A 12,932-nucleotide genomic window follows, 5' to 3' on the forward strand; every position below is an offset into this window, starting at 1 on the left:
CCTTTGCCCGCTCAGCCCTGCAACCGGCTGCGCATCTGCGACAGACGCCGGTCGAAACGGAGGTTGTACCAGGTCAGCCAGCCCATGAACACGACGGCCAGGGCGAGCATCAGACTCCCGGCGGCGACCGAACCCGAGGCGAACCACAGGGCCGACGTGCCGAAGAAGATGAGGGCCAGCATCGGGAACGCCCACCAGCGGTTGCGCCGCAGCCGCTCCTGGCGCGAGTCGACCAGTGCCGCCATCGCCCGCCGCCGCTCGGGGTCCCGGGGCGGCGCTCCGCCCTTGAGGATCTGCCGCTCCATGCCGGGCACGTCCGCCGGTTCCGCACCGACCGCTCCCGCGTCGCGCACCCGCCGACGGCGCACCCACCACACGATCCAGGCGGCGGCCGGCACCGCGCCCACCACCGCCGACGGCCACGCCGACGCGCCGTTCATGAGCAGCCGTACCCCGACGCCCACGACCAGCGCGATCGCACCGATGGCCCAGAGCCGGTCCTGCCACCGCGGCCGCGGACGGTCCTCGCCTCTGCCTGCGCTCGCCATGTCACCTCTCCTGGGGAAGACGGGGAAGTTCCGGTGCGGACCGGATACCCCCGAACCTCCGGAACACTTCGGCCGCGACCGAAACAACGGGCCCATAGCGTGCGGGACATGAACGACACGAACACCGTCACGGCACCCGCACCCGCACCCGTCGACGCCGTCACCGGCATGGTCGACCACGTCCTGGCCCTGGCCGCCACCTGGACCCGCTGGGACGGGAGGCCCGCACACGTCGACGGCCGCGTCTACACCCCGCACAAGGCGGTCCGGCGGGTCGCCGACCACATGGTCGACCACCTCGCGGAGCTGGAAGCCCGGCTGGCGGGCGAGGAGACGCAGCCCGACCACTGGCACGCCTCCCTGGTCACCACGGAGGCGGACCACGCCCGCTTCACCGCCGAGGACCTCGACGAGGCCCGCAGCCGCCTCACCCGGCTCGCCCGGATCTGGGCCAACCGCCTCGACGCGCTCACCGACGAGCAGCTCGACCACTCGCCCGGCGAGGGCTGGAGCTTCCGCGAACTCGCCGCACACCTCGCGGAGTCCGCGTACTACGCCGACGCGGTGGGTGACCTCTCGTGACGGTGCCCGGGACCGCCTTCGCCGCCCTGCACCGCGCCGGTGAACCCCTGCTGCTGCCGTGCGCCTGGGACCACGCCTCCGCGTCCGTCCTCGCCGGGCAGGGCTTCGACGCCGTCGGCACGACCAGCCTCGGCGTCGCGGCGGCGGCCGGACTGCCCGACGGGGCGTCGGCGACCCGCGACGAGACCCTGCGGCTGGCGCTCACCCTCGGCTCGGCACCCTTCCTGCTCTCCGTCGACGCGGAGGACGGCTTCAGCGACGACCCGGACGAGGTGGGGGAGTTCGCCCGGGAGCTGGCCGCGGTCGGCGCCGTCGGGATCAACCTGGAGGACGCCCTCGGCCCCGCCGACCGGCACGCCGCGAAGATCGCCGCCGTCCGCTCGGCCGCCCCCGGCCTGTTCGTCAACGCCCGTACCGACACGTACTGGTCCGGCGGCGGCGACCCCGCGGAGACGATGCGGCGCCTGACGGCCTACCGCGAGGCCGGCGCCCACGGCGTCTTCGTCCCCGGCCTCACCGACCCGGCCCGCATCGCCGCCCTCGCCGCCCACTTCGACGTGCCCCTCAACGTCCTGTACTCGCCCACGGGCCCCACCCTCACCCACCTCGCCGACCTCGGCGTCCGCCGCGTCAGCCTCGGCTCACTGCTCTACCGCCGCGCGCTGGGCGCCGCCCTGGACGCGGCCACCGCCGTCCGCGCGGGCCGGACACCGGACGGCCCGACCCCCACCTACGACGAGGTGCGCGCGCTGGTCCGGCCTCAAGGAGCCGGGGCGCCCAACGAAGCAGGGCTGTCCTCCGTCTTCTCGCCGGGCGGCCGGTCACTTGCCCGCCCCCGGGCGAGCAGCCAGTACAGGGCGGCGGGCACCACGAGCCCCACGATCCATGAGATGTCCGCGCCGCCGAGCGGTCCGACGAGCGGACCGGTGTAGAAGGCGGTGGCCAGGAAGGGCAGTTGGGCGAGAAGCCCGACCGCGTACACCGCGAGCGCGTCCCAGCGCCAGGCGCCGTAGACGCCGTCCGGGTCGAAGAGGGCGGGGAGGTCGTAGCGTTCGCGGGAGATCAGGTAGTAGTCGACCAGGTTGATCGCGGACCACGGCGTGAAGAACGTCAGCAGGAACAGCAGGAAGTCCTTGAACGAGGTCAGGAAGCTGTCCTTGCCCGCGAGTGCGACGACCGTGCCCGCGACCATGATGGTGCCGATGTAGACGGCCCGGCCGCGTCGCGACAGCGCCCGCTGCCCGCGGAACCCGCTGATCCCCGTCACCATCGACATGAAGCCGCCGTACGTGTTGAGGACGTTGACGGTGAGCTTGCCGAGGGCGATCACGAAGTAGAGGAACGAGGCCGTGAGTCCCGCTCCGCCGAGCGAGACGACGTAGCCGACCTGGTTGTCGACGAACTTCTCGCCGGCGCGCGCCGCGACCAGTACACCGAACGCCATGGACCACTGCGAGCCGAGCGCGGAGCCCGCGAGCGTCCACCAGAAGGTGGCCCTGCCGCTGGTCGTCCGCGGCAGATAGCGCGAGTAGTCGGCGACATACGGCCCGAAGGCGAGCTGCCAGGAGGCCGACAGCGACACCGCGAGCAGGAACATCGGCAGCGAGAAGTGCGCGTCCGAGAACAGCGCCCCGACGTCGACCTGGTCGAACAGCCGGATGCCCAGGTAGACGAAGGCGAGCGCGCACACCACGCTGGCCACCCGCCCGAGAACGTGGATGACCCGGTAGCCGACCGTCGCCACGACCCCCGTGACGAGCGCGAAGACGATGATGCCCGTCGTGTCTCCGGTGTGCGTGAGCCGCGCCGTGGCCTGACCTGCGAGGACGGTGCCGCTGGCGAAGAACCCCACGTACATCAGGATCACGAGGAGCAGCGGGACGACCGCGCCCTTCACCCCGAACTGGGCCCTGGACTGGATCATCTGCGGCAGCCCGAGCTTCGGGCCCTGCGCCGAGTGCAGCGCCATGACGGCGCCGCCGAGCAGGTTGCCGAGCACGAGCCCGAGCAGCGACCAGACCACGTCGCCACCGAAGACGACGGCGAGGGCACCGGTGACGACGGCCGTGATGTGGAGGTTCGCGCCGAGCCAGAGCGTGAACTGGTTGAAGGCGGTGCCGTGCCGTTCACTGTCCGGGACGACGTCGATGGAGTGCTTCTCGACTACCGCTGCCATGGGCTCCCAACTTCCTGCATATTGTCATGCAGAATCTCGGTGAGTGAATAACTTGTCAATGCCTCGGCGTAAGTCGGCGCCGGTTCCCCGCGCCGGGGCGGCGGCAGAAGCCGGACACGGCTCAGGCGCGCGGCCAGTTCTCCAGAGCCACGTGCAGGGCGTCGACCGCCTTGTCCCAGGACGCCTGTACGTCGCGCGGTGCGCCGAAGCCGCCGGAGGCCTCCAGGGCGCAGTAGCCGTGGAAGGTGGAGCGCAGCAGGCGTACCGCGTCGGTGAGGTCGGGCTCGGTCAGGCCGTAGGCGCGCAGCATGCCGTGGGTGATCTCGGCGGTGCGGCGCAGGGCGGGGGAGTCGGTGACGAGGGACTGGTCGACGCGGATCTGGGTGGCGGCGTAGCGGCCGGGGTGGCGCAGGGCGTACGCCCGGTAGGCGCCCGCGAAGGCGGCCAGCGCCTCCTTCCCGGCCCGGCCCGCCACCGCGTCGGCGATCTCCTCGATCAGCTCGCCGCCGGCCAGCAGCGCGACCCGCACGCGCAGGTCCTGGAGACCGCGCACGTGCGTGTACAGGCTGGCGTCCTTCACTCCGAAGTGCCGCGCGAGGGCGGAGACGGTGACCGCATCGAAGCCGGACGCGTCGGCGAGGTCGGCGGCCGCGGCGACGACGCGGTCCGTGGTAAGACCCACTCGGGGCATGGGCCACCTTCCTGCAACCTAGGAATCCTAGGTTTCATGCTAGGTCAGGGCGGACGGCAGTCGCGGAACACCCGCAAGTCGTTCAACGTTCACCTTCCGCGCCGATTCTCCTCGGAGCCGCGCACGGCGGCGGTCTTCGGGAGGAACACGCATGGGGCACGGACACGGACACACCCACGGTCACCACCACGGGCACCCGCACGACCACGAGCACGCCACCGCGCCGGACCTGCCCGCCGCCTTCGACACCAGCGTCCCCGACGAGGCCCTGAGCCCCGAACAGCAGTCGCGCCGCGGCCTGCTGCGCCGCGCCGGTCTGCTCGGCGCCGGACTGGCCGCCGGTACCGTCCTCGCCCAGACCGCCACCGCCGCCCCCGCGCGGGCCGCGAGCAACGGCCGCCGCGGCAAGGGCTTCCTCTGGCTGGCCGGTGACCACCACATCCACACCCAGTACAGCAGCGACGGCAAGTACCGCGTCGTCGACCAGGTCCGCCAGGGCGCCCGGCACGGCATGGACTGGCTGGTCATCACCGACCACGGCAGCAGCACCCACGCCAGGATCGGTGTGGAGAAGGTCAACCCGGACATCCGCGAGGCCCGCGACGCCCACGAGGACACCCTCGTCTTCCAGGGCCTGGAGTGGAACATCCCGGCCGCCGAGCACGGCACCGTCTTCGTCCACCCCGGCAAGCACGAGGTCTCCGTCCTCAAGCAGTTCGAAACCGACTACGACGGCAGCGTCAAGGGCGCGGGCGACTCCACCCCCGCCAACGAGGCCCTCGCCATCGCCGGACTCTCCTTCCTCGCCGACCAGGTCAAGCGGCGCAAGGTCAAGGACGCCCTGATGCTCGCCAACCACCCGGCGCGCAAGGGCATCGACTCACCGCACGAGATCCGCGCCTGGCGCGACGCCACCTCCCGCGGCCACCAGATCGCCGTCGGCTTCGAGGGCGCCCCGGGCCACCAGGCGGGCGGCCTGCCGAAGCCCCTCGGTCCGGGCGGCGCCCGCGGCATCTACGACGGCAGCCCGAGCGCCAACTCCTTCGCCGGATACCCCCTGGAGAGCTACCGCACCTGGGGCGGCTTCGACTGGATGACCGCCACCGTCGGCGGCCTGTGGGACAGCCTCATCGCCGAGGGCCGCCCCTGGTGGATCACCGCCAACTCCGACTCCCACCAGGTCTACGCCGACACCGGCGCCCGCGGCGGCGGCGACTTCAACGCCAACGGCCGCTACGACGACCCGGTCTACGCCGGGCAGATCGACATCACCCAGAACGACTTCTGGCCCGGCCAGTACAGCCGCACCCACGTCGGCTCCGACGGCTTCTCCTACGCCGCCGTCATGGACGGCATCCGCGCCGGACGCGTCTGGGTCGACCACGGGCAGCTCGTCAGCGGCCTCGACGTCCGCGTCTCGGGCGGCGGCCGCTGGGCCACGCTCGGCGGCGCCCTGCACGTCCGCAAGGGCACCCGGGTCACCCTGTCCATCGACGTCGCCCTGGCCGGCGGCCCCAACTGGGCGGGCTTCGTCCCCAAGCTGGCCCGCGTCGACGTCATCCAGGGCGACGTGACCGGCCCGGCCGCCGACAAGGACACCTTCACCGCGCCGAGCGCCCGGGTCGTCAAGTCGTACGAGGTGACCGAGGCGAACACGGACAGCGGCACCGTCCGCCTCACCTACGACCTCGGCCGCGTCGACCGCCCCGTCTACCTCCGCACCCGCGGCACCGACGGCAACCGCTCCGCCGTCGGCGCGCTGGGCGCCAGGGTCGACCCGGCCGGCCCCGCCATCGACGTCGTCGGCGACGCCGACCCGTGGCGCGACCTGTGGTTCTACTCCAACCCGGTCTGGGTCCTGCCCTCGTGACACCGCCCGCCGCGCCGTACGTCCTCGGCGTCGACACCGACGCGACGACCCTGCGCGAGGCGGACCACCTGCTTCAGGCGCTGGCGGCCGAACTCGCCCTCCCCGAGGGCGTCTTCGGCTGCACGCACCTGGTGCGGGACGGCCGCCCGCGCGTCGCCCTGTCCCTCGCCGCCGGGGCGGAGCCGGTCCTGCGCACCGCCCGGGACCGGCTCACCGCCCGGGGGTACGAGGTCCGCGACGGCGCCTGGGACGAGCACGGCCGTGCCGTCCTCTTCCCCGGCGCGGCCGGCCTCACCGGCACCCTGACGCTCGCCGAGCTGCTCGCCCGCTCCGCGATCGACCGGGTGACCGTCCTCGGCACCCCGGACGAGCCCGCCCCGGACACCCGGCTGGTCACCCGGGACCACGTCCGCCCGCACTGGCAGGACGGCCGCCTCGTCCTGGCCGCCATGCCCGCGGTCGGCGGCACCCTGGTGCCCTTCGAGGACCCCGACCCCACCCCCTGCTGCGCCGACCACTGACCCGGCCGCCCCGGGACGAGGTGCGCGGGGTGCTCAGAGCGCGAGCACCCCGCGCACGAACGCGTTGGTGAACTTCCCCGCCGGGTCCAGCGCCCCGGTCAGCGCCCGGAAGTCGGCCAGCCGCGGATACAGCGCACGCAGCTCGCCCGCCGGGACGGTGAACACCTTCCCCCAGTGCGGGCGGGCCGCGAACGGGGCGAGCGCCTCCTCCAGCCGCCGCACCACCGGCAGCACCGCCGCCGTCTCCTCGACCCAGGTGAAGTGCGCCGCCACGGTGTCCCGGCCGTGGGAAGGGCTCAGCCACTGCTCGTCGGCGGCGACCGTGCGGATCTCGCAGGTCTGCAGCACCGGCGCGAGCGTCTCCCGTATCGCGTCCATCGCGTGCAGGGCGGCCAGGGCGTGCTCCCGGGGCATCAGGTACTCCGACTGCAGCTCGGCGCCGCTGCTGGGCGTGAACTCGGCGCGGAAGTGCGGCAGCCGCTCGTGCCAGGGCCCCGCCACCCCGAACTGCTCCGTGCAGTTGACCGCGGGCATCCCCGGCACCGGGTGCATCTTCTCGGTGGCCGGCGCCGCGTACGGGAAGCCGTCCAGCGGCCGGTCGGTGCGGCGCTTGAGCCACACCTGCCGGAAACCGGGCGCCCGCCAGTCGGTGAACAGGCTCACGCTGTACGCCGCCGCCATCACCGCCTCGAACGCCGCCGTGTCAAGACCGGCCAGCGGCAGCTCGGTGAAGACGTGCTGCTCCACCTCGTAGGCCGGTTCCAGGTCGAGCGTGAGCGAGGTCACCACGCCCAGTGCGCCCAGCGAGGTCACCGCCCCGCCGAACCGCTCGTCGCCCCGCGCGATCACCACGGTGGAGCCGTCCGCCGTGACCAGCTCCACCTCGCGCACCACCGACGCCAGCGAACCGTTGCCCACCCCGGAACCGTGCGTGCCGGTCGCCACCGACCCGGCGACCGAGATGTGCGGCAGCGAGGCCATGTTCGCCAGCGCCAGGCCCCGCGCGTGCACCAGCCGGGCCAGCTCCGCGTACCGCACGCCGCCGCCGACCCGCACCGTACGGGCCGCCGTGTCCACGTCCACCTCGGACGGCAGATCCGCGAGCGACAGCAGGACGCCCCCGTCGCCCGGCTCGGCGATCTCGTTGAAGGAGTGCCCGCTGCCCAGCACCCGCACCCTGGCGCTGTCCGCCACCAGGGCCCGCAGGGCGTCCACGGAGCGCGGCCGCAGCAGCTCCTTGGCGGTGTACGTGATGTTGCCGGCCCAGTTGGTGACCGTGATGTCGCTCATAGCGCGGAAACCTACCCGGCGCGTCTGGAGGGGCCCCGCGCGGGAAGCCGCTTCCGCGGGGGCATACCGTGAGAAGTCGAACGCCGGACCCGGGAGGAGACACGGGATGGACAGCCGTACCGCGCTGGTCGAGGATCTGATGGAGCGGTTCCCGCACGTACCGCGCGAGGCCGTCTTCAAGGAGGACCTGCTGCGCGGCGGTGTCGCCTTCGACCCCTCGGCGCTCAGCGACAACGAGTCGGGCGAGGTCAAGCCGAAGTCGTACTTCATCTTCTCCTTCGACCACGGCACCCTGCCCGAACTGGGCGAGGCCGCGCTGCGCCGCCCGCCCGAGGAGATCATCCTCACCGGCGGCCCCTACGACCTGCGCCGCACCGTCGTCTCGGTCCGCGTGAACCCCGCCTCGCCCTACCGGGTCGCCGCGGACGACGACGGTGTCCTCGGCCTCTACCTGGACGGCAGGCGGATCGCCGACGTCGGTGTGCCGCCCATGCCCGAGTACTACCGGCACAAGCTCTCCAACGGGAAGTCGGTCATGGAGGTGGCCCCGACCATCCAGTGGGGCTACCTGATCTACCTGACCGCGTTCCGCGTCTGCCAGTACTTCGGCGCCAAGGAGGAGTGCCAGTACTGCGACATCAACCACAACTGGCGCCAGCACAAGGCGGCCGGGCGGCCGTACACGGGCGTCAAGGACGTCGACGAGGTCCTCGAGGCGCTGGAGATCATCGACAAGTACGACACCGCCAAGATCTCCACCGCGTACACGCTCACCGGCGGCGCGATCACCTCGAAGGTCCAGGGCCTGGACGAGGCCGACTTCTACGGCCGGTACGCCAAGGCCATCGAGGAGCACTTCCCCGGCCGCTGGATCGGCAAGGTCGTCGCCCAGGCCCTGCCCAAGTCGGACGTCCAGCGCTTCAAGGACTACGGCGTGCAGATCTACCACCCCAACTTCGAGGTGTGGGACGAGTACCTGTTCAAGATGTACTGCCCCGGCAAGGAGCGCTACGTCGGCCGCGACGAGTGGCACCGGCGCATCCTGGACTCCACCGAGGTCTTCGGCGCGCGCAACGTCATCCCCAACTTCGTCGCGGGCGTGGAGATGGCCGAGCCCTTCGGCTTCAAGACCGTCGACGAGGCCATCGACTCCACCACCGAGGGCCTGCGCTTCTTCATGTCGCACGGCATCACGCCCCGCTTCACCACCTGGTGCCCCGAGCCCACCACCCCGCTCGGCAAGACCAACCCCGACGGCGCCCCGCTGGAGTACCACATCCGCCTGCTCCAGGCCTACCGCCAGACCATGGAGGACTTCGGCCTCTCCTCGCCCCCCGGCTACGGCCCGCCCGGCGCCGGCAACGCGGTCTTCTCGGTCAGCTCCTTCATGGACAGCCTCCCGGCGGACGCGCCCGTGGAGGTCTGAGCGGACGGTACCGGGGTTATTCGGTGGCGCGGCCCTCGGGTGCGCGACTAGGGTGACCGATGTTCGAGCGGCGGCCCCAGCGGCCGCCGACAGGGGTCTTGCTGAGGAGGTGTCGACCAATGGCTGTCACTGTGACGGGCGCTGCCCGCATCCAGGAGTCCATCGAGTCCACCTCCGTGGCCACCGGCTGATCTCAGCCGCTCCCTGAGTCTCGCGCCGGGGCCGCACCCTGAAGGGTCACCCCTTGACTTCCACGTCATCCATCTCCGCCCACTCCGCCCTGTCCGCGTACGGCTGGGACGACGCCTGGGCCGACGCGTTCGCGCCGTACGTCGCCGAAGGGCTGCTGCCCGGCCGGGTCGTCCGGGTCGACCGCGGGCAGTGCGACGTCGTCACCGCGGACGGCGTGCTGCGCGCCGACACCGCGTTCGTCACGCCGCACGACCCGCTGCGCGTCGTCTGCACCGGCGACTGGGTCGCCGTCGAACCGGACGGCAACCCGCGCTACGTACGCACCTACCTGCCACGCCGTACCGCCTTCGTGCGCTCCACCTCGTCCAAGCGGTCCGAGGGGCAGATCCTCGCGGCCAACGTCGACCACGCCATCGTCGCCGTGTCGCTCGCGGTCGAACTGGACCTCGCCCGGATCGAACGGTTCCTCGCCCTCGCCTGGGAATCCGGGGCGCAGCCCGTGGTCGTCCTCACCAAGGCCGACCTCGTGCCCGACCCGGTGACCCTGGGGTACCTCGTCCAGGACGTGGAGACCACCGCGCCCGGCGTGCCGGTGCTGGCCGTCAGCGCCGAGCAGGGCGAGGGGCTCGACGTGCTCTCCGCCGTCGTCTCCGGCGGCACCGCCGTGCTGCTCGGGCAGTCCGGCGCCGGCAAGTCCACCCTCGCCAACGCGCTGCTCGGCGAGGACGCCATGGACGTCCAGGCCATCCGCGACGTCGACGGCAAGGGCCGGCACACCACCACCACCCGCAACCTCCTCGCCCTGCCCGGCGGGGGCGTGCTGATCGACACCCCCGGGCTGCGGGGCGTCGGGCTCTTCGACGCGGGCAGCGGGGTGGACCAGGTGTTCGCCGAGATCGCGGAGCTGGCCGAGCAGTGCCGGTTCCACGACTGCGCCCACGAGAGCGAGCCGGGCTGCGCCGTCCTCGCCGCCATCGACAGCGGTGAGCTGCCCGAACGGCGGCTGGAGAGCTACCGCAAGCTGATGCGGGAGAACCAGCGCATCGTCGCCAAGACCGACGCCCGGATGCGGGCCGAGCTCCGCAAGGAGTTCAAGCGCCGGGGCGCCATCGGCAAGGCGGCCATGGAGGCCAAGAGGGGCGGCCTGCGGTAGCCCGCCGGCCCCCAACGCGATGTCCGATTTCCGCCAGCCCGGTCCTCCGGTCTGGCGGAGACTGGACAGCGTGACACAGACCGCGGAGCACGAGAAGACGCACGAGGACGTCCGGTACGAGGCCGTGCGGAGCCGGGACGCCCGGTTCGACGGCGCGTTCTTCTTCGCCGTCGAGACGACCGGCATCTACTGCCGGCCCAGCTGCCCCGCGGTCACACCGAAGCGGCGCAACGTGCGGTTCTTCGCGACGGCCGCCGCCGCGCAGGGCTCGGGCTTCCGGGCCTGCCGGCGGTGCCGCCCCGACGCCGTGCCGGGCTCCGCGGACTGGAACGTCCGCGCCGACGTCGTCGGCCGGGCCATGCGGCTGATCGGCGACGGCGTCGTCGACCGCGAGGGCGTCGCCGGACTCGCCGTCCGGCTCGGCTACAGCGCCCGCCAGGTGCAGCGGCAGCTCACCGCCGAGGTGGGCGCCGGACCCGTGGCCCTCGCCCGCGCCCAGCGGGCGCACACCGCGCGCGTCCTGCTGCAGACCACCGGCCTGCCGGTCACCGAGATCGCCTTTGCCTCGGGGTTCGCCAGCGTGCGGCAGTTCAACGACACCATCCGGGCCGTGTACGCGGCCACACCGAGCGAGCTGCGCGCCGCCGCCCCGGCCCGCGACCGGGCCGCCCGGCGCACGGCCACCCCCTCCGCCGGAGTCCCGCTGCGCCTCGCCCACCGGGGCCCCTACCAGCCCGGCCCCGTCTTCGACCTGCTCCAGCGCGAGGCCGTCGCCGGCGTCGAGGAGGTGAGCGGCGAGAGGGGCCGCCGCGTCTACCGGCGCACCCTGCGCCTGCCGTACGGCACCGGGATCGTCGCCGTGCAGGAACGGCCGGGACCGCCCGGCACCGGCACCGGCAGCGGAGGCTGGCTGGAGGCCCGCCTCCACCTCACCGACCTGCGCGACCTGACCACCTCCGTGCAGCGGCTGCGGCGGCTGTTCGACCTCGACGCCGATCCGTACGCCGTCGACGAGCGGCTCGGCGCCGACCCCCGGCTCGCCCCCCTGGTCGCCGCCCGCCCCGGACTGCGCTCACCGGGCACCGCAGACCCCGACGAACTGGCGGTGCGGGCCCTGGTGGGGCGCGCGGAGGCCGAGCGGCTCGTCCAGCGGTACGGCAAGGTGCTCGACGCGCCCTGCGGCACCCTCACCCACCTCTTCCCCGAACCGGCCGTCCTCGCCGAGGCCGTGCCGGACGGCACCCCGGGCGCGCTCGCCGCCGCCCTCGCCGACGGCGCCGTACGGCTGGACCCGGGCGCGGACCGGGACGACGCCGAGCGCGCCCTGCTCGCCGTGCCCGGACTGGACGCCCGTACCGTCGCCGTCGTGCGCACCCGCGCCCTCGGCGACCCGGACGTCGCCCCGCCCGGCGCCGCCGTCCCCGACACCTGGCGCCCCTGGCGCTCGTACGCACTGAACCACCTGCGCGCAGCAGGAGAGTGGGAGAACGACCGATGACGACCACGACGACCACGACGTACTGGTACGAGGTGGACAGCGCCGTCGGGCGGCTGCTCCTCACCGCCGCCCCCGACGGCGCGCTCACCTCCCTCTCCGTGCCCGGGCAGAAGGGCGGCCGGAGCGTCCAGGACGGCTGGCGGCACGACGCCGGACCCTTCCGGGCGGCCGAGGAGCAGCTCGGCGCCTACTTCGCCGGGGAGCTGACGGAGTTCCGGCTGCCGCTGCGCGCCGAGGGCACCGCCTTCCGGGAGCGGGTGTGGGCCGCCCTGGACGAGGTGCCCTACGGGGTGACCGCGACGTACGGCGAGATCGCCGCCCGCGTCGGGGCCTCGCGGCCCGCGGTACGCGCGGTCGGCGGCGCGATCGGCGCCAACCCGCTGCTGATCCTGCGTCCCTGCCACCGGGTGATCGGCGCCGACGGCTCCCTGACCGGGTACGCGGGCGGACTCGAACGCAAGACGCGGCTGCTGTCGCTGGAGGGCGCCAGGCTCACCCGGCCAGTACCGCTCCCAGCCACGCCCCGGTGATCAGCAGGCACGCGAACAGCTCGGTCAGCAGGTCGGCGCCGCCCTGGCGCATCGCCGTCCGCAGCGACGCCATCGCCTCGCCGTGCCGCCCGAGCCGCAGCCGCTCGGCGAGGTAGATGCCGCCCATGAAGCCGGGGACCGCGCCGAGCACGGGGATCAGGACGAAGCCGAGGACGGCGCCCGCGCCCGCGTAGGCCGTCAGCCGGCGCATCGCCCGGTCCCGGCGTCTCCTGCGGGTCGGCAGCGCCCAGCGCACCGCCCGGGAGAGCAGCAGCACGCCGGTGGCGCCGACCAGGACCGCCCACGCGAGCGGCTGCGGGTCCTTCAGCGCCCACCACAGGACCCCGGCCCACACCAGCCACGACCCGGGCACGCCGGGCAGCAGGACGCCGCACAGCCCGAGCACGATGACCAGGCCGGCCAGCAGGAGGTCTCCCGCTCCCATGTGTCCAGGG

Annotated in this window: 12 protein-coding genes and 1 pseudogene; 8 read left to right on the forward strand and 5 right to left on the reverse strand. The window is 73.4% G+C overall.

Annotation, left to right across the window (positions count from 1 at the left end; translation table 11 throughout):
* Positions 1 to 11: 11 nt before the first annotated feature.
* Entirely contained in the window at positions 12 to 548 is a 537-nt protein-coding gene (locus ACGH52_RS30270; RefSeq protein ID WP_399943858.1) for a hypothetical protein, read from the reverse strand.
* A gap of 108 nt (positions 549 to 656) precedes the next feature.
* Between ACGH52_RS30270 and ACGH52_RS30275 the strand changes: the two genes are divergently transcribed.
* Complete coding sequence (locus ACGH52_RS30275) at positions 657 to 1,130, forward strand: hypothetical protein (protein ID WP_399943861.1); 474 nt, start codon at positions 657 to 659, stop codon at positions 1,128 to 1,130.
* Between the two features lie 2 nt (positions 1,131 to 1,132).
* The gene (locus ACGH52_RS30280) at positions 1,133 to 2,062 is read left to right on the forward strand and encodes an isocitrate lyase/phosphoenolpyruvate mutase family protein (RefSeq protein WP_308293461.1); all 930 of its coding nucleotides are present in this window, start codon (positions 1,133 to 1,135) and stop codon (positions 2,060 to 2,062) included.
* On the opposite strand, the pseudogene ACGH52_RS30285 reads toward ACGH52_RS30280, so the two are convergent.
* Both ACGH52_RS30285 and ACGH52_RS30290 read right to left on the reverse strand, forming a co-directional pair.
* Positions 1,959 to 3,306 (reverse strand): annotated as a pseudogene (locus tag ACGH52_RS30285) (purine-cytosine permease family protein); the annotation flags it as partial. The gene ACGH52_RS30280 and the pseudogene ACGH52_RS30285 sit on opposite strands and share 104 nt — an antisense overlap.
* Positions 3,307 to 3,427: 121 nt before the next feature.
* Positions 3,428 to 3,997 (reverse strand): TetR/AcrR family transcriptional regulator, encoded by a 570-nt coding sequence (locus tag ACGH52_RS30290; protein ID WP_059298430.1) that lies wholly within the window; start codon positions 3,995 to 3,997, stop codon positions 3,428 to 3,430.
* A gap of 151 nt (positions 3,998 to 4,148) precedes the next feature.
* On the opposite strand from ACGH52_RS30290, the gene ACGH52_RS30295 reads away from it, so the two are divergent.
* A complete protein-coding gene (locus ACGH52_RS30295) occupies positions 4,149 to 5,867 on the forward strand; it encodes a PHP domain-containing protein (RefSeq protein ID WP_399943864.1) in 1,719 nt (572 codons plus the stop codon).
* Positions 5,864 to 6,388 carry a hypothetical protein gene (locus ACGH52_RS30300; protein WP_076976895.1) on the forward strand — a complete coding sequence of 175 codons (525 nt, stop codon included), beginning with the start codon at positions 5,864 to 5,866 and terminating at the stop codon, positions 6,386 to 6,388. The genes ACGH52_RS30295 and ACGH52_RS30300 overlap by 4 nt, the downstream gene beginning before the upstream one ends.
* 33 nt (positions 6,389 to 6,421) lie before the next feature.
* Here ACGH52_RS30300 and aldO read toward each other — a convergent pair whose 3' ends face one another.
* Complete coding sequence (gene aldO, locus ACGH52_RS30305) at positions 6,422 to 7,678, reverse strand: alditol oxidase (RefSeq protein WP_399943867.1); 1,257 nt, start codon at positions 7,676 to 7,678, stop codon at positions 6,422 to 6,424.
* Positions 7,679 to 7,784: 106 nt separating this feature from the next.
* On the opposite strand from aldO, the gene ACGH52_RS30310 reads away from it, so the two are divergent.
* From ACGH52_RS30310 to ACGH52_RS30325, 4 genes are all read left to right on the forward strand, one after another.
* Entirely contained in the window at positions 7,785 to 9,104 is a 1,320-nt protein-coding gene (locus ACGH52_RS30310; RefSeq protein WP_059298437.1) for a radical SAM protein, read from the forward strand.
* Positions 9,105 to 9,348: 244 nt separating this feature from the next.
* Complete coding sequence (gene rsgA, locus ACGH52_RS30315) at positions 9,349 to 10,449, forward strand: ribosome small subunit-dependent GTPase A (protein ID WP_121701648.1); 1,101 nt, start codon at positions 9,349 to 9,351, stop codon at positions 10,447 to 10,449.
* Positions 10,450 to 10,468: 19 nt separating this feature from the next.
* A complete protein-coding gene (locus ACGH52_RS30320; RefSeq protein WP_238696697.1) occupies positions 10,469 to 11,947 on the forward strand; it encodes a DNA-3-methyladenine glycosylase 2 family protein in 1,479 nt (492 codons plus the stop codon).
* Entirely contained in the window at positions 11,944 to 12,477 is a 534-nt protein-coding gene (locus tag ACGH52_RS30325) for a methylated-DNA--[protein]-cysteine S-methyltransferase (protein ID WP_399943872.1), read from the forward strand. Before ACGH52_RS30320 ends, ACGH52_RS30325 begins: the two co-directional genes overlap by 4 nt.
* On the opposite strand, the gene ACGH52_RS30330 is transcribed toward ACGH52_RS30325, so the two are convergent.
* Positions 12,440 to 12,922, reverse strand: a complete 483-nt coding sequence (locus ACGH52_RS30330) for a DUF456 domain-containing protein (RefSeq protein ID WP_076976899.1) — start codon at positions 12,920 to 12,922, stop codon at positions 12,440 to 12,442. The two genes, ACGH52_RS30325 and ACGH52_RS30330, sit on opposite strands and share 38 nt — an antisense overlap.
* Positions 12,923 to 12,932: the final 10 nt, after the last annotated feature.

The organism is Streptomyces sp. BBFR25 (assembly GCF_044590125.1).
GTDB classification, from domain to species: Bacteria; Actinomycetota; Actinomycetes; order Streptomycetales; family Streptomycetaceae; genus Streptomyces; species Streptomyces canus_D.

Excerpts from the sequence above, each read along its gene's own strand:
- ACGH52_RS30270 (WP_399943858.1), bottom strand. The coding sequence starts at position 548 with ATGGCGAGCGCAGGCAGAGGCGAGGACCGTCCGCGGCCGCGGTGGCAG.
- ACGH52_RS30275 (WP_399943861.1), top strand. The coding sequence starts at position 657 with ATGAACGACACGAACACCGTCACGGCACCCGCACCCGCACCCGTCGAC.
- ACGH52_RS30290 (WP_059298430.1), bottom strand. The coding sequence starts at position 3,997 with ATGCCCCGAGTGGGTCTTACCACGGACCGCGTCGTCGCCGCGGCCGCC.
- ACGH52_RS30295 (WP_399943864.1), top strand. The coding sequence starts at position 4,149 with ATGGGGCACGGACACGGACACACCCACGGTCACCACCACGGGCACCCG.
- aldO (WP_399943867.1), bottom strand. The coding sequence starts at position 7,678 with ATGAGCGACATCACGGTCACCAACTGGGCCGGCAACATCACGTACACC.
- ACGH52_RS30310 (WP_059298437.1), top strand. The coding sequence starts at position 7,785 with ATGGACAGCCGTACCGCGCTGGTCGAGGATCTGATGGAGCGGTTCCCG.
- ACGH52_RS30320 (WP_238696697.1), top strand. The coding sequence starts at position 10,469 with ATGTCCGATTTCCGCCAGCCCGGTCCTCCGGTCTGGCGGAGACTGGAC.
- ACGH52_RS30325 (WP_399943872.1), top strand. The coding sequence starts at position 11,944 with ATGACGACCACGACGACCACGACGTACTGGTACGAGGTGGACAGCGCC.
- ACGH52_RS30330 (WP_076976899.1), bottom strand. The coding sequence starts at position 12,922 with ATGGGAGCGGGAGACCTCCTGCTGGCCGGCCTGGTCATCGTGCTCGGG.